Origin of the sequence: Hymenobacter sp. J193 (assembly GCF_024700075.1) — a bacterium.
GTDB lineage: Bacteria > Bacteroidota > Bacteroidia > Cytophagales > Hymenobacteraceae > Hymenobacter.
On record NZ_JAJONE010000001.1, the window covers coordinates 4,059,138 to 4,085,804 of the forward strand.

A 26,667-nucleotide genomic window follows, 5' to 3' on the forward strand; every position below is an offset into this window, starting at 1 on the left:
AAGCCAGGTTAGCTGGCAAATGCAACAGGTAGACTAAGAGTTCATCTTACCACCCGGCATCTGCCAGCTAATTTCCAGGCTTAGTATCCCGTGTTTTGCTTCAGGTTAGGATTCGCCACCAGATCTGTTGTCGGAATCGGGAACAGTACGCGGAAGTCTTCAACTCCACGGCCTTCTTTCACTCCACCTTTGAAGGGCCATACGTAGCTGGCAGTGGTGTACTTGCCAAAGCGGATAAGGTCGGTGCGGCGGTGACCTTCCCAGTACAGCTCACGACCCCGCTCATCCAGGATGTCATCCAGATCAACGGAAGTCAGTGCCTCCGCATCAGCCCGGTCCCGTACGGCATTCACTGCTGCCAGGGGCGTGCGGCCGGCTACCGGAGCCCCGCCGCGCAGCACCGCCTCGGCATACATCAGGTAGGTGTCGGCCAGGCGGAACATGGGGAAGTCGGTGTCGGGGAAGTTGCCTTCCGTGTCGGAGCCGGGGGCGCCGTTGGAGGTTACGTTCTTGAACTTGGTAACGGCAAAGCCATCCGTGAAAGCGAAGATGTCATTAATCTCCAGGTTCTGACCAGCTGTATAAAACAGAGCCCGGTTATCGGTGCTGGCAGCCCCGTCGGGGAACAGCTCCACCAGGTTTTTCTTGGCCCGGTTGCCAGCCCAGCCACCGTTTACGCCAAAGTTAGCAGGCGACATGCTACCCCCAACGGCGGCGTGTACAATGAAGGTCATGCCTCCGAACGTACGGGTGCGCTGACCGTCAAACGTAATCGGGAAGATTACCTCGTTGCGAGCAGCCGTTTTATCGTTGTCGGCCAGGAACAGGCTCTGATAGTCGGGAGCCAGCGTGAAGGCATTCGCATCGATTACTTTGGCGGCGTAGATGGCAGCATCGTTGTTGCGCTCCTGGCCGGTGTACACCTGAGCATTCAGATACAGCTTGGAAAGCAGCATCCAGGCCGCCGCTTTATCGGCGCGGGCATACACGGCTTTGGGCGCCAGCAGCTCACCGTCAATAGCTTTCAGCTCCGACTCGATATAATCGAATACGAACTTGCGCGACTGTTGCGGCGGAGGCGTGCTGCCTACGGTCGACTCTTCCGTGGCAAAGGGAATATTACCAAACATGTCGATGCCATGCCAGTAGCTGAGGGCGCGCAGGAAGCGCGCTTCAGCCCGGTAGGTGCGGATGGCGGCCTGATCTTCCTCAGAAATACCCCGCTCGCTCAGCCTGGCCGGCGTGGTTTGCCGGATAAACTCGTTGCACAACGAAACCTGATAGAAAATCCGGTCATAGATGGCCCGCACAAATTCGTTATCGGCGTTCCAGGCCAGGCGGTTGAAGTCGGGCAGGTTGCCATCATTCCAGGCAATAATGGCTTCATCGGTGGTCAGCTCCTGCGCACCCCAGTACTGACGCAGGTAGTTGGAAAAACCTTCATCGATACCGGAAATATCCGGCTGACCAGAAGGACCCGACTGGCCGCTTACTGCGAGCGTGGCATACAGACGAGCCAATACCTGCTGGATCTGGGCGGGGTCGCGGTACACCGTTTCGGTGTTGGCCTGGTAAGAAGGAGACTGATCCAGCTCATTCACGCACGAAGAAAGCGGTGAAAGAGCAACAGCCAGCAGCGCGGCTGCTACACTGCGTATGAATTTATTTTTCATGAAGGGGAATTTTTAGAAGCCGATGTTCAGACCAAGTGTGAACGTGCGCGGGCGCGGGTAGATGGAGTTATCGATGCCGTTGAACACCTCTGGGTCAAGCCCGGTGTAATCGGTGATAACGAACGCATTCTGAACAGACAGCGAGAGGTTTACGTTCGCCTTGTCCTGGGCAATTTTACCCACATTGTACCCCAGCGTGATGTTCTCCATGCGCAGGTACGAAGCATTCTCCATGTAGTAATCGGAGAAGTACTGGGCCGTGCTGAACTGCGAGTTCAGAACCTCGTGCGTGGCGTTGCTCAGGAAGCCGGTAGAGTTGGCCGAGAAGGTAGAGCCCGAACGTAGGTTGTTGTACATGTAGTTGTCGAGGCTGGAGCGCATCGTGAAAGCCAGGCTGGCTTTGCCGTAGCTCAGGTTGGAGCCAAAGCCCAGGATGTACTTCGGCCGCGACGACTTGTAGCGGTAGCGGTCCGAGCCGTTTACCACACCATCCTTGTTGCGGTCCACGTACACGCCTTCCAGCGGCTTGCCATCCGTGCCGTATACCTGCTGATACACGTAGAAGGAGTTTGCCGGGTAGCCTACCGAGTTGATCTGAATGTTGTTGCCAACCCCGCCACCAATAACGCCGGTAGGAACGCCAATGTAGTTTGGCGACTCCACCAGGGTAAGGCGCGTAATTTCGTTCTGGTTGTAGTTGCCGTTCAGGTTCAGCGACCAGTTGAGCTTTTCGCCGCGCAGAACGTCTACGTTTACAATGGCTTCCACACCTTTGTTGGTCATGCTGCCCACGTTGAAGTTGCCAGCGTTAGACAGGTTGGCCAGCGCAGCTACTTCGATGAAGTTCAGCAGGTCTTTCGTATCGCGCTGGTACACGTCTACCGAGCCGGAAATGCGGTTGTCGATAAAGCCGTAGTCCAGACCTACGTTGTAGGTTGTCGTGGTTTCCCACTTGCGCTGCAGGTTGTAGAAGCTAGGACGGCTGGTGGTGTAGAATCGGTCACCCAGCTGGTAAGAAGCGGTGTTCTGGCTGGGCGTATACAGCGCCAGGTACCCATACAAGCCTTCAACACTGGTGCCCAGGTCCTGCTGGCCCGTCTGGCCGTAGCCGAAGCGGAGTTTCAGGTCAGACACCACCGAATTGTTGGCCAGGAAGTCTTCTCCTTTAATACGCCAGGCGAAAGCACCGGACGGGAAGTAGCCCCAGCGGTTGTTCTCAGGGAAGCGGGAAGAGCCGTCGGCCCGGAAAGTGCCGGTGAACAGGTACTTATCCTTGATGTTGTAGTTGGCGCGGCCATAGAACGACAGCAGGCGGTAACCCGGGTCGGTGTAGTCTTTGCCGTTGATGGGCATCGTAGCCGGGATGAATACCTCGCCTGCGGCCGTGAAGTCGTCAAAGACAAACGTTTTGTAGTCGAAGGCCTGGTAGGAATGACCCGCCAGCAGTTCCAGGCGGCCAATTCCAATTTCCTTGTCATACTTAAGGTAGGCTTCCAGCAGCTTGTTGTCGTTGTTGGCGGCGTAGGGGTTGTTCTGGCCTTTGCCCAGACGGTCACCCACGAACGTAGCGGAGTTGGGTGCTACGTATACCGAGCCACGGCCGCGCTGAATGTCGTAGCCCACGTTCAGGTTGGCGCTCAGACCGTCTACGAAGGGCAGGCGGTAGTCGAGCTGGATGTTGCCGATGCTGCGCTTTACGGTGCTCCGGTCGCGGCGCTGGTTGATCAGACCCACCGGGTTGCGGCCCGAGAGGGTGTTGATGTTGCCATTCACATCCAGGTTTTGGTAGTATCCGCCATACTTAGCCAGCAAAGGATTGCTGGAGTACACAGGCTGCGTAGGATCGTAGAAAACGGCCGCTGCTACCGCGCCACCATCCGAGAAGTTGTTGTCGATCCAGGAGCCTTTCAGGTTCAGGGTCACGCGCAGCTTGCTGTCCAGCAGCACGGGCGTGAGGCTAATCGAGCCGGTGTAGCGCTTCAGGTCGTTGTTGATCAACAGGCCTTCCTGGTCGAGGTAGCCGCCGGACACCCGGAAGGGAACCGGGCCAGCCGAGCCGGCAATGCTCACGTTGTTGTCGGTGGTTTGGGCCGTGCGGAAAATCTCCTTCTGCCAGTCGGTGTTGGCCGTGCCTACCTGGGCTTTCTGCTGGGCATTGCCGCGGGAATTAACCAGTGCCCGGTACTCGGGGCCGTTCAGCACGTCAATGTACTTAACCGCTTCCGAAATAGAGTTCTGCGAGCTTACGTTCACCGTTAGCTTTTCGCCCTGCAGGCCGCGCTTGGTGGTCACCAGAATTACGCCGTTAGAAGCGCGCGAACCGTAGATGGCCGTAGACGAAGCATCCTTCAGCACCGTAATGCTTTCGATGTCGTTGGGGTTGATCAGCGACAAGGGGTTAGCCGCCCCGGAAATGCCCTGGTTGTCAACGGGCACGCCATCGATTACGATCAATGGGTCGTTGCTGGCGCTCAGCGAAGAGCCGCCGCGAATACGGATAGACGAGCCCGTGCCAGGCGCACCACCGCCGGTGGTTACCTGCAAACCGGCTACTTTGCCTTGAATCAGCTGCTCGGGGTTGGTTACCTGGCCTTTCACGAACTGCTTTTCGGAAATCTGCTCTACGGCGCCCGTCAGGTCCTGCCGGCGCTGGGTACCGTAGCCGATAACTACCGCCTCATTGAGCAGCGTAGTGTTTTCGGCCAGGCTTACGTCCAGAGTTGCGTTCTGCCCGGCGCTTATCGTGACAGGACGACGGGTGGTGGTGAACCCAACAAACGATGCGACAATCGTTTGCGGACCGGCGGGCACGTTCTGGATGGAGAACTGACCGTCGGAGTTGGTGGAAGTGCCCAGGGAGGTGCCTTCAATTAGCACGGTCACACCGGGGATGCCCTGGCTTTTTTCGTCCACAATCCGGCCGCTTATGGAGCCGGTTTGCGCTAGCGCACTGGTGAAACCAGCACACACAAACAAAAGCAGAAACAGCAGTTTCGGCAGATAAGGGTGTTTCATTAAGAAGGTTGGTTGAAGGTAAGGGGAAAAAACATGTGGGAAGTTGCACTGGTTCAAGAGAGGCAGTAGGGGCCGTAGAAAAAGTATATTTCGGGGCAAAACCTGCTCTGTGTCATCGGCTGCTACCGGCATCCAAGAATGCCGGATTGGGGATATTCTCTGCAAGTTAAACCTTTGAAAACAAGAAAAACAACGCTTTGCAGCCTGCGGGATGGTATTGTAATAAGTCTATTTTGCGGGCGAAATTTCGCTCTTTTTGTACGGGGTGTCACGTACTCAGGCCGACAAATGCCTTATAGTTAGTAACTACTTACCCACGGGCATTTTATCGGTAGAAAGCGCGTAGCGAAAGAATTTCGTTTAGCCTGCCCAAATCCGCTGATACGCTTACATAACATCCTTTTTAGGCGAGAGTTTTTTTTCGGCTCCAAAGCTTAAACCGGACAAATACTACACTTGGGAGCGGGCAGAGGTTCCCCGGTTATGGGTTCCGGTTTACTTTCTCTAGCTTTACCTTCTATGAAACGCCTGCTGCTTACCTCTGCTTTCGGAATAGGGCTGCTGCTGGGGCCGGTAAGGGCTGGTACCCGTCCGGCACCCCGGCTGCGGGCCATTGAGATACCAGACCCGGTATTGGTATTCTACCGGGAAAAACCGCCGGGCACCGCCGCGCAGCAGCTGATTATGAACAGCAGTGAACTGCCGCTACTGGCTAAGCTACCCTTTCTGGATCTGGTAAAGCGGCCCGACGTGTATTTCGATGGAAGCGGAAACCGGGATATGCCCGGTGCCGGTAAGGAAAGCGCCCGGCTGCGGCTGGTAGGCACTTATGCCCTGGCCACCGGCAAGCGCCAACTTGCCTCGGATGGCCGCAGCTACTACGTGCCGCTGCGCCAGCCCAGGCAGCGAAAGTTTTACGTGTGCTGGGACGATGCCAACCAGTTCCGGACGCTGACGGCCAGCACGGGCATCACCCCCAAAGTCGATTTCCAGGCCAATGTGCTGCCGGAAATCGACTCCGTGCGGGCTTTGTACGTGCTGCGTGTAGTGCCACCCGCGCAACAAGGCACTGCTATCCGGTGACCTTAGCAGAACAGTTTGATTTCTCACCCCTCCCCACCCATGCGAATTTTCCTTACGGCGGCAGCCTGCCTACTGACGCTGGCTGCCCACGCCCAAACCACCATCCGGCTTACCAGCGTACCGGCTACCACACCTCCGGACGCCACCGTGTATATAGCCGGCTCCTTTAATAGCTGGGACCCGGGCAGCGCAGCGCATAGCCTTGCTAAGAATACCGATGGAACGTACCAGATTACTCTTCCGGCCAGCGTAACAGGCAAGCTGGAGTTTAAATTTACGCGGGGCTCCTGGGATAAGGTGGAAACCAGCGCCCAGCAGGCCGACGTGAGCAACCGCACCTACACCGTTACCGGTGCTGCGGCTACGGTGGAGCTGCAGGTAGCCAACTGGAAAGACTTGGGTGGCCCCGGCGGCTGCACCAGCACCGCGCTGCAGCCCAACGTGCAGGTCGTAAACGCCAGCTTTGCCATGCCCCAGCTGGGCGGGCGCACCCGCCGCGTCTGGATTTATCTGCCCGTAGACTATGCGACCAGCGCCCGGCGCTATCCGGTGCTGTACATGCACGACGGGCAGAACGTGTTCGACAAGTGCACGAGCTTTTCGGGCGAGTGGGGCGTAGATGAGGCTCTGCGCCAACTGCAGCAAAGCGGACAGGACCCAACGGGTACCATTGTGGTGGCCGTAGACAACGGTGGCAACTCCCGCCTAAATGAGTATTCGCCGTGGCCTAATGCGGAGTATAAGAGCGGGGGAGAGGGCGACAAGTACGTGGACTTCCTGGTAGAAACCCTGAAGCCCTATATCGACCAGCAGTACCGTACGCTCACGGGCCGTGAGTACACCGGTATTGCGGGCAGCAGCATGGGTGGCCTGATTTCGGTGTACGCGGCGCTGAAGTACCAGAACGTATTCAGCAAAGTGGGCGTGTTTTCGCCGGCGTTCTGGTTTGCCAAGCAGCCGCTCTTCGACTACGTGAAAACAGCCGGCCACCAGCAGCCCATCAAATTCTACTTTCTGGCCGGCGCCAAGGAAAGCGAAACCATGGTGCCCCTGATGGCCGACATGCGCGACGCTCTGCAACAGCAGGGCTTTGCCGCCGCCGACATGAGCTACCACGTGCTGGAAGACGGGCAGCACGCCGAGTGGTTCTGGCAGCGCGAGTTTCCGGCGGCGTTTCAGTGGCTGTACGCGCCGGGTGTGGTAGCTTCTAATGGACGTCAGTATCCTCGAGTCTTGCTCGGGGCCTACCCTAATCCGGTGAAAGACTGGCTCCATCTAACCATCTTATCCGGGGTTGAGCGAGTGGGTGTGGAGATACGGGATATTAATAGCCGGCTGGTCTTGCAGCTAAAAAACTTTCGGGCTAGTGACTCGATAGATGTTAGGCGACTCAGTAAAGGCATATATACTTTGCGCGTGAAGGCTGGTCGGCATAATATTGAAGAACAAAAAATCTACAAAGAATAGCTGCGTACTAGCTTTCAATAGAGTTCAGGATTTTGACTTATTGGTTACTTGCAGAAGAAAAAAGCAGCTGGGTGCTTGCTTGTTCGGATTGCCGGAATACCTTTGCCTTACTCAACTCGCATTCAACAATGACCTTCTCCTCGACGCAGCAAGCTTGGTGGTGGCCCTTCGGAAATTCCGGACGGGACTCCCTGTGCGTGCGTTAGAGCAACCTTCTACGTATCGACTCAACAGAAAGCCCGGCCGCCCGCCGGGCTTTTTTGTGCCCTGCTCACTCGCTTCTCCTCCTTCCATTACCCGTTTCCTTTATGCAAACTTTTCAGCTCCATACGCGCTACCTCCGGGTGCTGGCCGATACGGTAACGCCCGTGGGCTTGTATCTGCGCCTGCGCGACCGGTACCCCAACTGCCTGCTGCTGGAAAGCTCCGACTACCACGGTCAGCAGAACGCTTTCAGCTATCTGGCTTTCGATCCGCTGGCCCGCTTTGAGCTGCAGGGCGGGGAGCTGACGCTGACGTTGCCGAACAATACCACGCACACCGAAACGCTGGCCGAGCCCCGGCAAGCGCTGCTGCGGCTGCAGGAGTTTGCCAATGCTTTCCAGACCGAAGACACGGGCCACGACTTTATTACGGGCGGGCTGTTTGGCTACCTGGGCTATGAGGCAGTGCAGTACTTCGAGGACCTGGAGCTGAACACGGCCAAAGAGCCGGCCGGCACGGTGCCGGAAATCCTGTACAGCACCTACCGCTACGTTATTGCCGTCAACCACTTCCGCAACGAGCTATATGTGTTTGAGCATACGCTGGCCGGCGAAACGGTGGACGAGGACGGGCTGACGCGGCTGGTGAATCTGATTCGGAACCCGTCGTTGCCAGACTTCAAGTTCCAGACCGTGGGTGAGGAGCAAACCAACCAGACCGACGAGGAGTTTCTGCGGGTACTGGCGCAGGGTCAGCAGCACTGCCGCCGCGGCGACGTCTTTCAAATTGTGCTGTCGCGTCGGTTTCAGCAGAGTTTTGTGGGTGACGAGTTCAACGTGTACCGGGCGCTGCGCTCTATCAACCCCTCACCCTACCTGTTTTACTTCGACTACGGCTCTTTCAAGATTTTCGGCTCCTCACCCGAAACGCAGCTGCTGGTGAAGGGGCGCCAGGCCAGCCTGTATCCCATTGCCGGCACTTTCCGGCGCACCGGCCACGATGCCGAGGACGCCGCCCTGGCCCAGAAGCTGGCCGCCGACCCCAAGGAAAATGCCGAGCACGTGATGCTGGTAGACTTGGCCCGCAACGACCTGGCCCGCCATGGCGACGAAGTAAAGGTGAAGGTGTTCCGCGAAATTCAGTTCTACTCTCACGTCATTCACCTGGTAAGCGAGGTGACGGCCAAGCTGGCGCCCAAAGCCAGCTCCCTGCAGGTGGTGGCCGATACCTTCCCTGCCGGCACACTTTCCGGCGCGCCCAAGCACCGCGCCATGCAGCTCATTGATGGGCTGGAACCCACGGCCCGCGGCTACTACGGCGGTGCCATCGGCCATCTGGGCTTCAACGGCGACTTCAACCACGCCATCATGATTCGCTCCTTCCTGAGTGCCGCCGACCAGCTGTACTTCCAGGCGGGTGCGGGTGTGGTGGCCGCTTCCGATATCAACTCCGAGCTGCAGGAAGTGCACCACAAGCTGGCCGCCCTGCGCAAAGCTCTGCAGGAAGCGGCATTAGTGTAAAAACGGACAACCAATACGCCATGAAAATCCTCGTTCTTGATAACTACGACTCCTTCACCTACAACCTCGTGCAGGTGTTGCGGGAGCTGGGCCACACCGATAACGTCACCGTTATCCGCAACGACAAGCTGGCCGTGGCCGACGTGGCCGACTACGACGCCGTGCTGCTGTCGCCCGGGCCGGGCGTGCCTTCCGAGGCAGGTCTGATGCCGGAAATCATCCGCCAGTACGCACCCACCAAGCGCATTCTGGGCGTATGCCTGGGGCACCAGGGGCTGGCCGAAAGCTTCGGTGGGGAACTGTACAACCTGCCGCAGGTACTACACGGGCTGGCTACGGAGGCTGAAGTGGTGGCGGAGGACAAGCTCTTCGCGGGTTTGCCTTCGCGCTTTCAGGTAGGCCGTTACCATTCCTGGAGCGTGCGGCCCGAGTCCATGCCTGAGGAGCTGGAAGTGACGGTGCAGGACGCCGATGGCCAGGTTCTGGCCTTTCGCCACCGCCAGTATGACGTGCGCGGCGTGCAATTCCACCCCGAGTCCATCCTCACCGAGCATGGCCACGACATGCTGCGCAACTGGTTGGCTTAAGCAAAAGCAGCAGACTCAGCATGACAATCAGCCAAACCAGCCTTACGAATCCCTTGTGAAACACCTTCTCAACCAGTTATTTGAGCAGCAGCTGCTCACGCACGCCGAGGCACGCGAGGCCATGCTGCGCATCGGGCAGGGCGAAGCCAATGCCTCGGAAATGGCGGCTTTCATGACCGTGTACCGGATGCGCCCCATTTCGGTGCCCGAGCTGGCCGGCTTCCGCGAAGCCCTGCTGAGCTTGAGCCGCGACCCGGAGCTGGGCACCCGCGACACCGTCGACATTGTAGGCACCGGCGGCGACGGCAAGGACACGCTTAACATCAGCACGCTGGCCTGCTTTGTGGTGGCCGGAGCCGGGTATAAGGTCACCAAGCACGGCAACATTGGGGTGTCGTCAGTTTGCGGCTCGTCGGATGTGCTGGCGCAGCTGGGCGTGGAGTTTACTTCGGGCAACGACGTGCTGAAGCGGCAGCTGGAGCAGGCCAACATCTGCTTTCTGCACGCGCCCTCGTTTCATCCGGCCATGCGCCACGCCGGCCCTATCCGGCGGGAGCTGGGCGTGCGCACGTTTTTCAACATCCTCGGGCCCCTCGTAAACCCGGGCCGGCCGCGCTACCAGGTAGCCGGTACGTTCAGCCTGGAGCTGCTACGTCTATACCATTATCTGCTGCAGCAAACCGATGTGCGCTACGCCGTGGTTCACGCCCTGGATGGCTACGACGAGCTTTCCCTGACGGCCACCGCCAAGCTGGCTACCCCCGCCGGCGAGCAGCTCGTTACGGCGGCCGACTTTGGCCTGACCACGACCCTGCCCGCCGAGCTGGCCGGGGGAAGTACGGCCGCCGAATCGGCGCGGCTGTTTGTGCAGGTGCTGGAAGGTCAGGGCACCCGCGCCCAGCGCGACGTAGTAACGGTTAACGCGGCTCTGGCCATTGGCTGCCTGGAGCCGCAGCTCAGCTTCGCCGAAGCTGTGGCGAAAGCGCAGGAGTCCCTGGATTCAGGCCGGGCGCGGCAGGCACTTAAGAAGCTGCTAGCTGCCGGCTGAACGCTTTATTCTCTTCATCTCGCCCCGGCCACTGTTCGGAAATACACTTTACCAGCAACAACTCCAAAATGACCATTCTCGATAAAATCATTCAGCACAAGCGCCGGGAAGTGGCCGACCGCCAGAGCCTGGTGCCGGTGAAGCTGCTCGAAAAAAGCCTCTACATGCAGGCCCAGCCCCTAAGCTTGCGCCGCTACCTGCAGCGCGACGACCTGAGCGGCATCATTGCCGAGTTCAAGCGCAAGTCGCCGAGCAAAGGCTTCATCAACCCACACGCGCCGGTGGAGCGCACCACGCTGGGCTACATGCAGGCCGGCGCCTCGGCGCTGTCGGTACTGACAGATACGGAGTTTTTCGGGGGTAAAAACGAGGACCTGACCACGGCCCGCCGCTACAATTTCTGCCCGATTCTGCGCAAGGATTTTGTGGTAGATGAGTACCAGGTGCTGGAAGCCAAAAGCATCGGAGCCGACGCTGTACTGCTGATTGCGGCCGTGCTGTCGGGTGAAGAGGTGCTGCGCCTGGGCCGGCTGGCCAAAAGCCTGGGTCTGGAAGTGCTGCTCGAAATCCACAACGCCGAGGAGCTCGAAAAAACGCTGCATCCCGACGCCGTGAGTCTGGTGGGCGTAAATAACCGCAACCTGCACGACTTCTCCGTGAGCCTCGACATCTCGGGTGAGCTGGCCCGGCGCATTCCCGCTGAGTTCGTGAAAGTGACGGAAAGCGGGTTGTCGTCGGCAGCTGAGATTGAGGCTTTGCGCGCCGTGGGCTACCAGGGCTTCCTCATCGGCGAAACCTTCATGCGCCACTCGCGCCCCGAAAAAGCCTGCGCCGCCCTGGTGCAGCAGCTCCGCCACACCGAAGCCGTAACGCTCCTCTAAGATGCAGCCAGCCCTGAAAGTATGCGGCATGGCCCGGCCCGACAACCTGCGGGCCGTGGCCGCCCTGCGCCCCGACTTTCTGGGCCTCATCTTCTACCCGCGCTCCAAGCGGTACGCCGCGCCCACGCTGTCCGCTGCCGAAGTTGCCACGCTGCCCACCGGAATTCAGAAAGTTGGCGTGTTCGTGGACGAAGAAGCGGAGGTAATACTGGCGCGAGTACGCGAATACGACCTGAATCTGGTGCAGCTTCACGGCGCCGAGCCGCCCGAAGTCTGTGCCGCGCTGCAACGGGCAGGCGTGGCGGTTATCAAGGCATTTGCAGTGGGCGAGGCGTTTGACTTCGCCAGCCTGCGGCCGTACGTGGGCAGCGTGGATTACTTTCTCTTTGATGCGGCCGGTCCGCAGCCCGGCGGCAACGGCACCGCCTTCAACTGGCAGCAGCTCCAGCGCTACGACCTGCCGGTGCCGTACTTTCTGGCGGGCGGTATCGGGCCGGAACACGCAGCCGAACTGCGAAACCTACGCCTGCCCGGCCTGTTTGCGCTGGACCTAAACAGCAAATTCGAAGCCGCGCCGGGTGTGAAGGATGCCAAACAGCTGCGGCGGTTTTTTGATGATGTACGAATCAGATGATTTTTCAAGCAGCGTCTCGCAGGAGAAAACCGCAGGGTTTCGCGGTGGCCATTCACTGCGAAACCCTGCGACTCCCACCCCGAAACCCTGCGTGCAACCGATATGACACCAACCTACCAACAACCCACGGAACGCGGCTACTACGGCCAGTTCGGGGGCGCCTTTATTCCCGAAATGCTCTACCCCAACGTGGAGGAGCTGCGCCAGCAATACCTCAATATTCTGGCCGACCCCAGCTTTCAGCAGGATTACCAGTTGCTGCTGCGCGACTACGTAGGCCGGCCCACCCCGCTGTTTGAGGCCAAACGGCTGTCGGCCAAGTACAACACGCGAGTATTCCTCAAGCGCGAAGACCTCTGCCACACCGGCGCCCACAAGGTAAACAACACCGTGGGGCAGATTCTGCTGGCCCGGCGCCTGGGCAAAACACGCATTATTGCCGAAACCGGCGCCGGCCAGCACGGCGTCGCTACGGCCACAGTTTGCGCCCTTATGGGGATGCAGTGCATCGTGTATATGGGCGAAATTGACATGGAGCGGCAAAAGCCCAACGTGTACCGCATGCGTCTACTAGGCGCCGAGGTGCGGGCGGCCATGAGCGGCAGCCGCACCCTTAAAGACGCCACCAACGAAGCCATCCGCGACTGGATCAGCAACCCCGTCGATACGCACTATATCATCGGCTCGGTAGTGGGCCCGCACCCGTACCCCGATCTGGTGGCCCGGCTGCAGTCCGTCATCAGCGAGGAAATGCGCAAGCAGCTGCTCGAAAAAACCGGCTCTGAGCTGCCCCAGTACGTGGTGGCCTGCGTGGGCGGCGGCTCCAACGCGGCCGGTGCGTTCTACCATTTTCTGGAAGAGCCCACTGTACAGCTGGTAGCGGTGGAAGCCGCCGGGCACGGCATTCACTCGGGGCACTCGGCGGCTACGTCGGTGCTGGGCAAGCCGGGCATCATCCACGGCTCCCGCACCTTGCTCATGCAGGACGAAGACGGCCAGATTACCGAGCCGTATTCTTTGTCGGCCGGGCTGGATTATCCCGGAATCGGCCCGCTACATGCGTTTCTGGCCGATTCCGGCCGGGCGCGCTTTATTAGCATCGAAGACGAAGAAGCCCTGCGCGCGGTGGCCGAGCTAAGCCGACTGGAAGGCATCATCCCGGCCCTCGAAACGGCCCACGCTCTGGCCGCACTAAGCCAGCTGGGCGCCGGCCCCGACGATGTAGTGGTAGTGAACCTGTCGGGCCGGGGAGATAAGGACCTGGAAACCTACATCAAGTACGCCGACTCCATTATGTAAGGCAACGGTATTGTCATGCTGAGCGCAGTCGAAGCATCTCTACCGCTTCGCTTTCACAATTGAGTTAGCCAGAGGGAGAGATGCTTCAACTGCGCTCAATATGACAAATAGTATCAAGTGACATGACCAACCGAATCAAAGACGCCTTCGACAATAAGCAGAAAAACCTGCTCAACGTGTACTTCACGGCCGGCTACCCGAGCCTGCACGACACCGTTCCCATCCTCAACGCCCTCAGCGCGGCCGGGGCCGACCTTATCGAAATTGGGATGCCGTTTTCGGACCCGCTGGCCGATGGCCCCGTGATTCAGCAAAGCAGCACCGTAGCCCTGCAGAACGGTATGAACCTGCGCGTGCTGTTCCGGCAGCTGGCCGGCATCCGGGAGCAGGTGCCCGATACGCCTATTCTGCTGATGGGCTACCTGAATCCGGTGCTGCAGTTTGGGGTGGAAAACTTCTGCCGCGAAGCCGCCGCCGTGGGCGCCGACGGAATCATCCTGCCTGACTTGCCGCTGGATGATTACGTGGCCGAGTACCAGCCCATTTTTCAGCAGTACAACCTGCGCCCAGTGTTCCTCATTACCCCGCAAACCGCGCCGGCCCGCATCCGCCGCATCGACGAGTTGACGGACTCATTTCTCTACCTCGTGTCGGGCCCCGGCACTACGGGCGGCGCCAATACCCAGGCCGAAGGCGTGCAGGAAGCCTATTTTCAGCGCATCGAGGCCATGCAGCTGCGCAATCCGCGCCTCATTGGTTTTGGTATCGGAGATAAAGCTTCGTTCCAGCACGCTTGTCAGTACGCCGAGGGCGCCATCATCGGCTCGGCCTTTATCCGGGCCCTCGAAGGCGTGGCAGATGCCCCGGCCGCGGCTGCTCGATTCGTAGCATCCATCCTCCCTTAACATTTCCCGCAGAGGACGCGGTGGCTGTTCTGCAACGTCTTCGCATCCACTCTCCGCGTCCCCGAACCCCGAAAGACCATGATCATTCAGCTTGAACCCACTATAAATGCCAGCGCCCAGGCCGATATCGAAGCGCACCTCACCGCTCACAAATACAAAGTTACCAATGTAAAAACCCAGCGGGCGCACTACCTCGTGGCCATCGGTAAGGCCGACCTTGATCTGCGGGCCGTTGGCCAGCTGCCGGGTATTATGGACATTCATCGGGTGTCGGATGAGTACAAGCTGGTGAGCCGCAAATGGCGCGTGCGCCCCACCGTGCTCGACCTCGGCGACGGAGTACGAATTGGGGAGGGCAGCCTCACGCTGGCGGCCGGACCGTGCAGCATCGAGAGCGAAGCCCAAATGGAGCGCATCATGCAGCACTTGGTGGACAACGACGTGCGCATCATGCGGGGCGGCGTGTTCAAGCCCCGGTCTTCGCCCTACTCCTTCCGGGGGCTGGGCATGGAAGGCCTGAAGCTGTTCCACCAGATGGCCCGGCAGCGCGGCATTAAAATCGTAACGGAGGTGATGCAGGTGTCGCAGGTGGAGGAAATGCACGACTACGTGGACGTATTCCAGGTGGGCGCCCGCAATACCCAGAACTTCAACCTGCTCGACGCGCTGGGCGGCGTGGACAAGCCCGTGCTCATCAAGCGCGGTATTTCAGGCACGCTGGAGGAACTGCTGTCGTCGGCCGAGTACGTGTTTTCGGGGGGCAACGAAAAGCTGATTCTCTGTGAGCGGGGCATCCGCACCTTTGAAACGGCCTCGCGCAATACGCTCGACCTGAACGCGGTGCCCATCCTGAAGGAGAAAACGCACCTGCCCGTCATCGTCGACCCCTCACATGGCATCGGCATCCGCGACTACGTGCCCACGATGGCCCTGGCCGGCGTCATGGCCGGGGCCGATGGCATCATCTACGAAGCCCACGAAAAGCCCGAAGAAGCCGCCTCCGATGGCGCTCAGACGTTGAACTTTCAAGAGTCCGAACGCCTGATCCGCAACCTGCGACGGGTGTATGCCCTACGGGAAGAGTTGGAATAGAAAACGAATTGGGTGACAAAATTGATTTGGAATAAGGTGCAAAATTCAGGGTGTAAATTCATAATATCCTACTTTTTACCCTGATGACCTATATGATATTGCAGGGTGCTTGTTGGAAAATATAGTAATTAGGACGAAAGGCCTGTGAAAAAATAAGTGCCATGCTTTTTGCAATCTGTTTCTGAAATTTTCTATATTTGGCTTGTCATGTTGAAACACTCTGTGCAATGCGTCGCCCTAATTAATCGTCCCGCGGGACGCGGGGTCGGGCTGCCTTGCCGGTACGTTAGCGAATAGCACAACATGCTTCTTACACGCTGAAAACCTCGAAAGCCCGACCCTTACCCAGGATGTCGGGCTTTTTTTATTTCCGTTACTATGTTTGAGCAGCGCTACAACCAGTACACCACCCAGGACCAGTTGGTGTGGAAAGTCTTGTTTGACCGGCAGACGGCCTTACTCCACAAGCGGGCCTGCGCCGCGTTTGGGCAGGGGCTGGAAGCCTCGGGCCTGCACCGCCACGCCATTCCCGATTTTGATGACGTAAACCGGCGGCTGCGGGCAGCCACGGGCTGGGAATTAGCGCCGGTGCAGGGCATGCTCAATGATGCTGATTTCTTTGGGCTCCTGGCTCAGCGCAAGTTTCCCGGCACTATCTGGATACGGTCCATGCAGCAGTTCGACTTCACGCAGGAGCCCGACTTGTTCCACGGAGTCTTCGGCCACGTGCCGCTGCTGATGGATGCCGCCTTTGCCGACTTCCTGCACTTTCTGGGGCATGTAGCTGCGCAGCATCTGCACGACGCGCCGGCACTTGCCCGCCTGGAGCGGCTGTATGGCTTCACGGTGCAGTTTGGGTTGGTGCAGGAGCGGGGAGAAACCCGCATGTACGGGGCGGGTCTGCTTTCTTCCTCGGGGGAAATCCACCATTGCCTCAGCCATGCCAACCACCAGCGCCCGTTCGACCTGGCCAGCGCCCTGCAAACGCCCTACAGCGAAGCACACCTGCAGGATCAGTATTTCGTGCTCAACAATTGGGAGCAGCTCACGGAAAGCGTAGCGGAGTTAGCGGCCTTGCTGTCGAGCAACTGGCAGCTGAACACGGTATAGTTGCCAGTTACCAACTAACAGACAACAGGCAAGTCAATACTGCCAGCCCAGGCGCCGATACACGAAGTGCAGCAGCCACAGCGGCCCGATCAGCAGGAACTGCAGGTCTTTCAGGAAGCTGGGCTTTTTGCCTTCCACCTTGTGGCCCCAGAACTGGCCCACCCAGGCCAGCACGAATATAATCAGGCACACGGCCCAAAGGGGCAGGGGCGCACTGGCTTCTACCAACCGCAGGGCCAGGGCCATAGCGGCCCATACCAGCACCATACCCACGGCCAGCGGCACCGAAAGCCGCAGGTAATAGCCCACGGCCAGCACCATCACCACCGTGGCCCAGTTCAGCCAGGGGCTAACGGCGCGCAAACCGGCCGGCACCGGAATCGACCACAGCAAGCCTAGGATGGAGAACATAATCAGTGGGACACATACCCAGTGCACAAGCTTGTTGGTGGGGTTCTGGTGACTTTCGCCGTATTCGTTGAGCAGGGAGGTGAGAGCAGACGCAGACATAAGCAGGACGCAGGAGTGGGAGCTAAGAAAGCTACGAAGTTTGCCGGCTGCATCCAAGTGAGGGTACATACAAAAAAGCCCTTCCTTAAGTAGGAAGGGCTTTTTGCAGGACGGAAACGAATACACCTTTAGCCTTTCAGCTTTAAGGCCTTGCGCAGGTAGGCCAGAGAAAGCGCGTGGGCATCTTCCGCGAACTGCCGGTTGTACCTGGGGTTGGAGGGGTTGGCAAAAGCGTGGTCGGCGTCGTAGAACTTCACCGTGAGCTTCTTCTTGGCAGCAGCCATATCCTTGGTGAACTGCGCTACCACGGCCGGTGTGATGGACCTATCCTGCTGCGCAAAAATGCCCAGCACGTCAGTATTCAGAGTTTTCAGACGAGCCGGGTCTTTCTCGGGCATACCGTAGTACATAATGCAACCCACGGCTTTCGGGCCGGCCAGCAGCGCGGTCTGCAGACTCCAGCTGCCCCCGAAGCACCAGCCCAGGGTGGCAATCTGGGCGTTGTTGCCTACATGCAGCAAGGCCCCTTTAATGATGGCCTCGGCCCGCTCCGTCGTCACGCCCTGCATCAGCCGGGCGGCTTCCTCGGCGGTAGTGGCTACCTGGCCGTCGTACAAATCGAGGGCAATGACGTTGACGCCCTTCAACTCGTTGGCGTACCGGAACGACTCTTTTTTGATGTAGTCGTTCAGGCCCCACCATTCGTGAATCACGAAGACATACTTATCGGAGCGAACATTGCTTTTGATTTCGAACCCCCGGGCCGGCTTGCCATCGGCCGTGCTGAACTCAATCATTTCGCCGGGGCCCTCATATTGATAAGGCATCGGGTCTTCGTGGCCGCGCACAAATTCCTCGTTGGCGCCCAGCATGGCAAATACCTCGGTGGCTTTTTCGGGCTTGGCGCAGCAGCTGGCCGGACTCTGGGCCGTAGCTAGGGAAACAGTGGCCAGCAGCACCGCCCATAGGGTTAAGAGTTTTTTCATGTCGGTGGCAGAAAAGAGCGTGAGGTAGTCGTTTGAGGAGGAAGTGCTGGTTGATAGTGGTCAGGCAGTTTACTTCTGAAAGGACACGCAACCGCAGCAAACAAACGAAAAAGCCGCGAATGAACCTCAGATAGTCAGCTGCTTTCCGTGTTTAGCGGAGCCCGGTTTGGATGTGGGCGCGCAGTTCAGTCAGCAGGGCGTACAGGCCCACATAAGTGCGGTTGAGGTAGATAAAATGCTCGGAGCCGCGCGGTTCCCGCTGCTGGCGTAGCTCGGGCTGCTGCAGCAGGTCGTCGCCGAGGGCGTACAGGGCCTGCATATAAGCCGGGTCGCCGAAGTCGAACGTAGCCTGGCGGAAGGGGCGGCCTACCAGCTCCAGGGACGTGTGCATGGTGCTCACATAGAAAGCGCGCTGGGCGGGGGCGTCGTCGGGGCGCACTACGCCGGCTTCCTCCAGCAAGGCCCCCAGCCGGGCCGAATCAGCCAGGGTTTCGGGGGCCAGCAGAGCCGTGAAAAGGCGGTGAACTTCGGCCGGGATTTCCTTTACGCAGCCAAAATCCAGCACGGCTACGGTGCCACCGTGGTCGGTGCGCAGCAGGAAGTTGCCGGGGTGCGGGTCGGCGTGTACCTGATGCAGGTTGTTCAGCTGGTGCATGTAGAAGTCCCACAGCGCCTGGCCCAGCTGGTTGCGCACAGCGGGCGAAGGGTCGGTGGCCAGAAACTCCCGCAGGTGCTGGCCCGGCAGCCAGTCCATAGTCAGGATGCGGGCCGAGGACAGGGCGGGGTAGTAGCGCGGAAACTCCAGGTGCGGCAGTTCGGCGCACTGGGCGGCTATTTCCTGGCCGCGCCGCAGCTCCAGGGTGTAGTCGGTTTCTTCCAGCAGGCGGATTTCTACCTCCTGCAGGTAGGGCCGTACAGTGTCTTCGCTTAGACCCAGCACGCGCAGGGCAATAGGCTTCACCAGCCGGATATCGGAGCGGATGCTGTCAGCCACACCAGGGTACTGCACTTTCACTGCGTACGTGAGTCCACCACTGCGGGCCCAGTGCACCTGCCCAATGCTGGCCGCCTGCCGGGCGTTGATGTCGAACTCCTCGAACACCTCAAACGGTGAGCGGCCAAACGCGTCCCGGAAAGCTTTGACTACCAACGGCCCCGATAGTGGCGGCGTCTGGTACTGGGCCTGGGCAAACTGGTCGGCGTAGGCCGCGGGCAGCAGGTTTTTCTCCATAGCCAGCATCTGGGCCACCTTCAGCACCGAGCCTTTCATTTCGCTGAGCGTGCCGTACAGCTCGGCGGCGTTGGCCGCGTGCAGGTCGTCGGTTGGGGCCTTGGCGCCTACGGCCCGGCGGGCGTAGTGCTTCACGTAGTTGGCGCCCACATTAAGGCCCGTTTTAGCAAAGCGCGCCGCACGCGCCACTTTGGAGGTAGGCAGGGAGCTGAGCGGCTTGGGAGAATCTTCCATGCATCAATTAAAAAGTGAGGAGTAAAGAGGAACGAGGAACTGGTCGGATGGCTCAGTTCCATGTTGCCCTTTACTCCTCATAGGATTACTTTATTTCCGTATCAGAAACCGCACAAAGTCCAGCGCCGAGTCGAACGTGTTGCGGCCCACGAGGTCGAAGCTGAGCGTCACGGCTTTTTCGATGGCCGCGTCGGTGCGCTCAAAGTTCACGGTATCGTCTTTGGCGAAGAAGCCCAGCACGAAGAGCATCTGCTGCCAGAAGGCGCGCGGATACTGCTCCTGCACCAGCGGGCGGCTAGCTACTTCTTCGGTGCGGCGCCCTTCGCGCAGGATTTCGCCCACGAATACCTCAAACTCCTGCCGGAAGTCGTCGAGCACCCGGGGCGTGAGGCCAGGCATTCCGCGCAGGGAGTGGTGCAGGCTTTGCAGGGCGTAGCTGCGGTTGCGCTTCAGAATTTCGAGCAGGGTATAATAGAAGCCCAGCAGCTTTTCGCGGCTGCCGTACTGTTCCCACACCGGCTCCCGGGCGGCGGCCGTGCGGGCTTCGCGCCCAAAATCAGCCCACAGCTCCCGGTCGATGGCCGCGAAGGTGGGATAGAAGCGGTAGAACTCCTGCTCGGGCAGGTTCAGCTTCTGCGTCAGGCGGTACACCGATGGCGGAGGCGTGCCCTTACGCAGCACATAGTCCAGATACGCCTGCTTGATGCGGGCTTTGGGCGAAGCGGCCGGCTCGGCTGCGGCCAGGGGAGGGAGTTGCTGTTCCATACCTTAAGTAACCACCGGATGCCGCGTAAAGTTGTCGGTTTTCAGTTGATACAACTTCGCTGGCTTACTTACTTTAGCCGGCCCAGGCCCCCGTCCACCGGCAGCACCTGGCCTGTTATAAAGGAGCTGTGGTCGGAAAGCAGAAATGAGGCGGTGTAAGCCATGTCCTCAGGCTGCCCGATGCGCTGCAGCGGATGCCGTTTGGCGCCGGCTTCCTGCTTTTCCGGGGAACTAAGCAGTGCGGCGGCCAGGGGCGTGTTGGTGAGCGAAGGCGCCACGGCATTCACCCGGATATTGCTGGCGGCGTACTCGGCGGCCAGAGCGCGGGTGAGGCCTTCTACGGCGGCTTTGGCGGTGGCAATGCTGGTATGGAAAGCCATGCCCGTCTCGGCCGCCACCGTGCTGAATAGCACCACAGATGCGCCTTCGGCCTTTTTCAGCTTCTTCACGGTGGCTTGCAGCACCTGCACGGCGCCCACCACATTCAGCTCAAAGTCGGCCCGGAAATCTTCCGCACTAATTCGCTCAAAGGGTCGCAGTCGGATGCTGCCGGGGCAGTACACCACGCCGTGTAGCACGGCAGGCAGCGCGTCCAGGGTACCGTTGAGGGGCTGCGTGGCGTCCAGCGCTACAAACGTGGTACCCAACTCGGCCAGCTCCGGCGACAAGTGACGGGCCGCTGTGTACACCGTGGCGTTCAGCTGCCGGAGTAGGCGCGTAATGGCCAGCCCAATGCCGGAGGAGGCCCCCACAACGAGGATATGCTTGTCGGCAAATTCCATGATAGAAATTGTATGAAGAGTAGATGAGTGTTTGGCTAACCTGCGCAGGAAGCTTTGGTTTCGGATATTTTGCTTATTCAAGATTGAACAGGAAGGTTCGAATTGCGAAATATTGCTTCCTAGCAAATATTCGCTGGAGCTTCTCTGCTCTTTCTGTAGCTTGCAACCTGTTTTCACCCCTACCTCAAACACCGCTTTTCTCGATGAATATCCGCAAACTGCTGGTCGCCAACCGAGGCGAAATTGCCATACGCGTCCTGCGCGCGGCCACGGAGCTGGGCATCCCCACGGTAGCCATCTACACCTACGAAGACCGGTATTCTCTGCACCGCTACAAGGCCGACGAAGCCTATCAGGTGGGCCGCGACGACGAGCCGCTGAAGCCTTACCTCGATATTGAAGGCTTGATTCGGACGGCCAAGGAAAACGGCGTCAACGCCATTCACCCCGGCTACGGCTTCCTAAGCGAAAATGCCACGCTGGCCCGCCGCTGCCGCGAGGAGAACATTATCTTCGTTGGTCCCCGGCCCGAGGTGATGGAAGCCCTCGGCGACAAAGTAGCCGCCAAGCGCGTGGCCGTGGAGTGCCAGGTGCCAATCATCGAAAGCAGCCGGCAGGACCTCAACAGCTTTGAAATTGCCCTCGAAGAAGCCCACCGCATCGGCTACCCCGTGATGCTGAAAGCCGCCAGTGGCGGTGGCGGCCGGGGCATGCGCGTCATCCGCGACGATGACCAGCTGGAAAAAGGCTTTTTCGAGGCTCGCAACGAAGCCCTCAAAGCCTTCGGCGACGATACGGTATTCCTCGAGAAGTTTGTGGAGCAGCCCAAGCACATCGAGGTGCAGCTGGTGGCCGACAACCACGGTGGGCTGATGCACCTCTACGAGCGGGACTGCTCGGTGCAGCGGCGCTACCAGAAAGTGGTTGAAGTGGCGCCCTCCCTGAACCTGCCCGACCATATGCGCCACCTGCTCTACGAGTACGCGCTGCGCCTGGGCCGGGCCGTGAACTACAACAACGTGGGCACCGTGGAATTCCTGGTGAACCCCGAGCACGACCGGATTTACTTTATCGAGGTAAACCCGCGCATCCAGGTTGAGCACACGGTTACGGAAATGATAACCGGCGTCGACCTGATCAAAACCCAGCTCTACATTGCGGCCGGCTACCGCCTCACCGACCCGGAAATTGGGCTGGGCCCCGACGTAAAGCCGCTGAAAACGGGCTATGCTATTCAGTGCCGCATCACCACCGAAGACCCGGAGCAGGATTTCAAGCCCGACTACGGCACCATCACGGCCTACCGCTCGGCCGGCGGCTTCGGTATCCGCCTCGACCAGGGCTCGGTGTACACCGGCGTGAAGGTGTCACCGTTCTTTGACTCCTTGCTGGTGAAGGTATCGGCGCACGCGCCCACCCTGGCCAGTGCCGCCCAGAAAATGGCCCGTACGCTGGACGAGTTCCGGGTGCGCGGGGTGAACACCAACATTCAGTTTCTGCAGAATATCATTGCCCACCCGGTATTCATGGCTGGCGAGGCCAACGTGGACTTCATCAAGGACCACGCGGAGCTGTTCAAGTTCAAAGCCCGTCAGGACCGTGCCACCAAGGTGCTTAACTTCCTGGGCGACGTGGTGGTGAACGGCAACCCCGACGTGAAGGGCCACATCGACCCCAAGCGGGAACTGCGCAAGCCACGCCTGCCCGAATACAACCGCGACTCGCCCATCACGCCCGGCACCAAGGAAAAGCTCACCGAGCTCGGCCCCGAAAAATTTGCCCAGTGGCTGCGCCAGGACAAGCAGATCCACTACACCGACACCACCCTGCGCGACGCCCACCAGAGCCTGCTGGCCACGCGCATGCGCACCTACGATATGCTGAAGGTGGCCGAGCGCTACGCCCACCAGCACCCGCAGATATTTTCGCTCGAATGCTGGGGCGGCGCCACCTTCGACGTGGCCCTGCGCTTTCTGCACGAAGACCCTTGGGTGCGGCTGGCTAAACTGCGCAAGGCCGTGCCCAATATCCTGCTTCAGATGCTCATTCGTGGGGCCAACGGTGTGGGCTACAAGGCGTACCCTGATAACCTCACGGAACGCTTCGTGCAGCAGGCCGCTGAGACTGGCATCGACGTATTCCGCATCTTCGACTCGCTGAACTGGATGCCGGGCATGGAAGCCTGCATCGGCTTTGTGCGCAATAAGACCGACCGGCTGGCTGAAGCCAGTATCTGCTACACCGGCGACATTCTGGACCCCCGGCGCAACCAGAAATACAACCTTGACTACTACCTGCGCCTGGCCCGGCAGATTGAGGAAGCCGGCGCCCACATCCTGTGCATCAAGGATATGGCCGGGCTGCTGAAGCCCTACGCCGCCACCGAGCTGATTACCGCTTTGCGCGACACCGTGCAGATGCCCATTCACCTGCACACGCATGATACTTCTTCCCTGCAGCCGGCCACGTACCTGAAAGCGGTGGAAGCGGGCGTGGACGTGATTGATGTAGCGCTGGGCAGCCTTTCGGGCCTCACCTCGCAGCCCAACTTCAACTCCGTGGTGGAAATGCTGCGCGGGCAGGAGCGCCACCGCGAGTTTGATCAACAGTCGCTCAACGAATTCTCCAATTACTGGGAAACCGTGCGCGAATATTACTACCCGTTTGAGTCGGGGCTGAAAGCGGGTACTTCGGAAGTGTTTCAGCACGAAATCCCGGGTGGGCAGTATTCCAACCTGCGGCCCCAGGCGGCGGCGTTGGGCTTGCTGGATAAGTTTGAAACCGTGAAAACGACTTTCGCCGACGTAAACCAGTTGTTCGGCGACATTGTGAAGGTGACGCCTTCCTCGAAGGTGGTGGGGGATATGGCCCTGTTTCTGGTGTCCAACAACCTCACCACGCAGGACGTGCTGGAGAAAGGCGCCACGCTCAACTTCCCCGAGTCGGTGCGGGAGCTGTTCCGCGGCGACATCGGGCAGCCCGAGGGCGGCTGGCCCCGGGACGTGCAGCAGGTGATTCTGAAAGACGAGCAGCCCTTCACTGACCGGCCCAACGAGCACCTCGCGCCCATCGACTTCGACCAGGAATGGCAGCGGTTTGAAAAGAAGTTCGGGCAGCGCGGCAAGTTCACCGATGTGCTGTCGTGGCTGCTATACCCTAAGGTATTCGAGCAGTACTGGGCACACCTGCAGCAGTACGGGGAAGTTTCCATTGTGCCTACGCCAGTGTTCTATTACGGCCTGCAGCCCGGCGAAGAAACCATCATCGATATTGCCCGGGGCAAGAGCATTATCGTGGGTTTGCAGAGCATTGGGCCGGTAAACGAAGACGGCTGCCGCACCATGTTCTTCACCCTCAACGGCCAGCAGCGCAACCTCGAAATCCGCGACACGAGCGTGGAAGTGAAGCGCATCCAGAATCCCAAAGCCGACAAAGCCAACGTCAAGCAGGTGGGCGCCCCGCTGCAGGGGCTGCTTTCGCGGGTGCTCGTCGAAAATGGCCAGGAGGTGCGTAAGAACGCGCCCCTGTTCATCATCGAAGCTATGAAGATGGAAACCACTATCACTGCTCCTCAGGATACCAAGGTGCAAACCATTAATCTAGCCGAAGGCACCCTGGTAAACGCTGACGATCTGGTGCTGACGCTTGGATAAAGCAGGTTTGCGTAAATTGAGCTGCACATTTAAGATTTACGCATGAAAAATTCTGCTTCATTGCTGTCGAATTGGGCAGGCGCTCTGCTGCTAGGAGTGGCAAGCCTTGCTACAGCGCCTGCCCACGCGCAACAAGCCACCGGTAGCTCCCTGGGCGACCAGGAAAATCTGCGGTTGCTATCCGGTGGCAACGTCAGCACCGCTATTGTGACGGTGGATAAGCGCTATGAAGGAGTGCGGGGTACGCCTTTTTTGCTGCCCATATGGGCTGTCGGCGACATTCTACTTACCTCGAACAAGCGCGTGACGGCAGTGCCATTGAAATTCGATGTCTACAATCAGCAGTTGATGGCGCGACGCCCGCAGGGTGATTCTATCTGGATTGATTTGCGTAACATCCAGGAGTTCACGCTCAATGATCCGCGTGCCGTATCTGGTCAGGCCGGTCTACACCGGTTTGCCCGCTTCAAGAATCTGCCGGATCAGGCCGGGCGTGTTGATTTTCTGGAGGTGCTCCACGATGCTGGTCCGTATGCATTGCTGAAGCGCTCCGGTAAATCGTTGCTGAAAGCCAGCTACCAGCAGGCGTATAGTGCCGATCGACCCTATGATGAGTTGGTAGATGCCACTGACTATTACCTGCGAAGTCCTGAAGGAACATTCACGACGGTGAAGCCGACAACCAAGTCGTTGGTGGCTGCTATACCGCCCGTTTTGCAGGAGTCCTTACGCGCTGAATTAAAAAAGACGCCTGTCCGCACCGAAACGGATTTGGTTAATGCTGTTTCGCAGCTAAACAAGCTGGCAGCTGTCAGCAAGTAAACAGTAGAATATTCTAATCTCTCATTCAAAGACTGGTGGCTAGAGAAGCGTCTCTTGCTAACAGCAAGGCAACAAAGGCAAGGAAGTGAAACTGCTGCTGGTTAAGGCCAAGCGACGGAAACGGGCGGCCCAACCGAAACTGTTCTCCACCACCTAGCAGTGCAACCACGAAATCCGCGCTTATGTCTTGGTGCTGACGCTTGGATAAATCTAATTTTGCGTAAATTGGAAAACACACTCTATTCCAATTTACGCATGAAAAACACATCCTATTTTCTATCCACTTGGTTGGGCATGGTAGTACTGTTCGTCGTCTTCGGCGCGGCAATACCGGCTTATGCCCAGCAGGCTGCTGGCAGCTCCTTGGTCGACTTGCAAAATCTGCGGCTTGTATCGGACAGCAAAGTGGCCACAACGTACCTGAAGGTGGATAAACGCTACGAAGGCATACGGGGCACACCCTTTCTGCTGCGCGGATGGTCTACCGGCGACATTCTGCTGACGACTAATCAGCGTGTGAAAGCGGTGCCGTTGAAGTTTGACCTTTACAACCAGCAGCTAATGGTGCGGCGCCCGCAGGGCGATTCTATCTTGCTTGACCTGCGCAATATCCAGGAGTTCACCCTCACCGACATCCGGACCTTATCCGGGCAGGCTAGCCTACACCGGTTTGCACGTTTTACAGATATACCCGGCCACCCAGGCCGAACGGAGTTCCTGGAAGTGCTGCATGCTACCGGTCCATATACGCTTTTGAAGCGCTCCGGTAAATCGATGGTGAAAGCCGACTACCAGCAAGCCTACAGTTCCTACCGGCCTTACGATGAGTTGGTGGACGTTATCCAGTATTTTCTGCTAAGTCCGCAGGGTACGCTTACCGTCATAAAGCCAGCCGTCAAGTCCTTGGTAGCAGCGGTGCCTGCTGCTGTGCAGGAACCGCTCCGGGCTGAGCTGAAAAAAGCAACGTTACGCACCGAAACAGACCTGGTTAATGCCGTTTCGCAACTGAACCTGCTGGCAGCAACCGTCAGCAAGTAAACAGCGGGACCTTCCAGGCGCTCCGCCCAGCTATATGCTGCTGGGCGGAGCTTCTGTTCTCTGCAAACTGGTTGGGCGATTAAGGCTGAGGCGACCAGCTGGTTATCAGGTTTCATAGCTGGTTAGCC

At 58.9% G+C, this 26,667-nt stretch carries 21 protein-coding genes; 14 read left to right on the plus strand and 7 right to left on the minus strand.

Annotation, left to right across the window (positions count from 1 at the left end):
- Positions 1-80: 80 nt before the first annotated feature.
- Both LRS06_RS17720 and LRS06_RS17725 read right to left on the minus strand, forming a co-directional pair.
- Positions 81-1,673 (minus strand): RagB/SusD family nutrient uptake outer membrane protein, encoded by a 1,593-nt coding sequence (locus LRS06_RS17720; protein ID WP_257872715.1) that lies wholly within the window; start codon positions 1,671-1,673, stop codon positions 81-83.
- A gap of 12 nt (positions 1,674-1,685) precedes the next feature.
- Complete coding sequence (locus LRS06_RS17725; RefSeq protein WP_257872716.1) at positions 1,686-4,688, minus strand: SusC/RagA family TonB-linked outer membrane protein; 3,003 nt, start codon at positions 4,686-4,688, stop codon at positions 1,686-1,688.
- Between the two features lie 519 nt (positions 4,689-5,207).
- On the opposite strand from LRS06_RS17725, the gene LRS06_RS17730 reads away from it, so the two are divergent.
- The 11 genes from LRS06_RS17730 (at position 5,208) to LRS06_RS17780 (ending at position 16,518) form a co-directional block, all read left to right on the plus strand.
- Complete coding sequence (locus LRS06_RS17730; protein WP_257872717.1) at positions 5,208-5,771, plus strand: hypothetical protein; 564 nt, start codon at positions 5,208-5,210, stop codon at positions 5,769-5,771.
- 39 nt (positions 5,772-5,810) lie between these two features.
- Complete coding sequence (locus LRS06_RS17735) at positions 5,811-7,238, plus strand: alpha/beta hydrolase-fold protein (protein ID WP_257872718.1); 1,428 nt, start codon at positions 5,811-5,813, stop codon at positions 7,236-7,238.
- Positions 7,239-7,546: 308 nt separating this feature from the next.
- Positions 7,547-8,962: an anthranilate synthase component I family protein gene (locus tag LRS06_RS17740; RefSeq protein ID WP_257872719.1), complete on the plus strand. Its 1,416-nt coding sequence runs from the start codon at positions 7,547-7,549 to the stop codon at positions 8,960-8,962.
- Positions 8,963-8,982: 20 nt separating this feature from the next.
- A complete protein-coding gene (locus LRS06_RS17745) occupies positions 8,983-9,549 on the plus strand; it encodes an aminodeoxychorismate/anthranilate synthase component II (RefSeq protein WP_257872720.1) in 567 nt (188 codons plus the stop codon).
- A gap of 55 nt (positions 9,550-9,604) precedes the next feature.
- The gene (gene trpD, locus LRS06_RS17750) at positions 9,605-10,597 is read left to right on the plus strand and encodes an anthranilate phosphoribosyltransferase (protein ID WP_257872721.1); all 993 of its coding nucleotides are present in this window, start codon (positions 9,605-9,607) and stop codon (positions 10,595-10,597) included.
- Between the two features lie 68 nt (positions 10,598-10,665).
- Positions 10,666-11,478, plus strand: a complete 813-nt coding sequence (gene trpC / locus LRS06_RS17755) for an indole-3-glycerol phosphate synthase TrpC (RefSeq protein WP_257872722.1) — start codon at positions 10,666-10,668, stop codon at positions 11,476-11,478.
- Between the two features lies 1 nt (position 11,479).
- Positions 11,480-12,112 (plus strand): phosphoribosylanthranilate isomerase, encoded by a 633-nt coding sequence (locus LRS06_RS17760; protein WP_257872723.1) that lies wholly within the window; start codon positions 11,480-11,482, stop codon positions 12,110-12,112.
- A 102-nt stretch (positions 12,113-12,214) separates the two neighbouring features.
- Positions 12,215-13,411 carry a tryptophan synthase subunit beta gene (trpB, locus tag LRS06_RS17765; RefSeq protein ID WP_257872724.1) on the plus strand — a complete coding sequence of 399 codons (1,197 nt, stop codon included), beginning with the start codon at positions 12,215-12,217 and terminating at the stop codon, positions 13,409-13,411.
- A 122-nt stretch (positions 13,412-13,533) separates the two neighbouring features.
- Positions 13,534-14,316: a tryptophan synthase subunit alpha gene (gene trpA, locus LRS06_RS17770; RefSeq protein ID WP_257872725.1), complete on the plus strand. Its 783-nt coding sequence runs from the start codon at positions 13,534-13,536 to the stop codon at positions 14,314-14,316.
- Positions 14,317-14,394: 78 nt separating this feature from the next.
- Entirely contained in the window at positions 14,395-15,408 is a 1,014-nt protein-coding gene (gene aroF, locus LRS06_RS17775) for a 3-deoxy-7-phosphoheptulonate synthase (RefSeq protein ID WP_257872726.1), read from the plus strand.
- A 378-nt stretch (positions 15,409-15,786) separates the two neighbouring features.
- Positions 15,787-16,518, plus strand: a complete 732-nt coding sequence (locus LRS06_RS17780; RefSeq protein ID WP_257872727.1) for a phenylalanine 4-monooxygenase — start codon at positions 15,787-15,789, stop codon at positions 16,516-16,518.
- Positions 16,519-16,551: 33 nt separating this feature from the next.
- Here LRS06_RS17780 and LRS06_RS17785 read toward each other — a convergent pair whose 3' ends face one another.
- The 5 genes from LRS06_RS17785 to LRS06_RS17805 form a co-directional block, all read right to left on the minus strand.
- Positions 16,552-17,028, minus strand: a complete 477-nt coding sequence (locus tag LRS06_RS17785) for a DUF962 domain-containing protein (RefSeq protein ID WP_257872728.1) — start codon at positions 17,026-17,028, stop codon at positions 16,552-16,554.
- A gap of 128 nt (positions 17,029-17,156) precedes the next feature.
- Complete coding sequence (locus LRS06_RS17790) at positions 17,157-18,014, minus strand: dienelactone hydrolase family protein (protein WP_257872729.1); 858 nt, start codon at positions 18,012-18,014, stop codon at positions 17,157-17,159.
- 151 nt (positions 18,015-18,165) lie between these two features.
- Positions 18,166-19,479, minus strand: coding sequence for an AarF/ABC1/UbiB kinase family protein (locus LRS06_RS17795; protein WP_257872730.1), 1,314 nt, complete (start codon positions 19,477-19,479; stop codon positions 18,166-18,168).
- A gap of 90 nt (positions 19,480-19,569) precedes the next feature.
- Positions 19,570-20,244, minus strand: coding sequence for a TetR family transcriptional regulator C-terminal domain-containing protein (locus tag LRS06_RS17800; protein ID WP_257872731.1), 675 nt, complete (start codon positions 20,242-20,244; stop codon positions 19,570-19,572).
- A gap of 68 nt (positions 20,245-20,312) precedes the next feature.
- Positions 20,313-21,026 carry an SDR family NAD(P)-dependent oxidoreductase gene (locus LRS06_RS17805; RefSeq protein ID WP_257872732.1) on the minus strand — a complete coding sequence of 238 codons (714 nt, stop codon included), beginning with the start codon at positions 21,024-21,026 and terminating at the stop codon, positions 20,313-20,315.
- Positions 21,027-21,229: 203 nt separating this feature from the next.
- Here LRS06_RS17805 and LRS06_RS17810 point away from each other — a divergent pair, with 203 nt between their 5' ends.
- The 3 genes from LRS06_RS17810 to LRS06_RS17820 all read left to right on the plus strand — a co-directional run bounded on the left by LRS06_RS17810 (position 21,230) and on the right by LRS06_RS17820 (position 26,539).
- Positions 21,230-24,679 carry a pyruvate carboxylase gene (locus LRS06_RS17810; RefSeq protein ID WP_257872733.1) on the plus strand — a complete coding sequence of 1,150 codons (3,450 nt, stop codon included), beginning with the start codon at positions 21,230-21,232 and terminating at the stop codon, positions 24,677-24,679.
- A gap of 42 nt (positions 24,680-24,721) precedes the next feature.
- Complete coding sequence (locus LRS06_RS17815; protein ID WP_257872734.1) at positions 24,722-25,501, plus strand: hypothetical protein; 780 nt, start codon at positions 24,722-24,724, stop codon at positions 25,499-25,501.
- 159 nt (positions 25,502-25,660) lie between these two features.
- The gene (locus LRS06_RS17820) at positions 25,661-26,539 is read left to right on the plus strand and encodes a hypothetical protein (RefSeq protein WP_257872735.1); all 879 of its coding nucleotides are present in this window, start codon (positions 25,661-25,663) and stop codon (positions 26,537-26,539) included.
- The last annotated feature ends 128 nt before the right edge of the window (positions 26,540-26,667 follow it).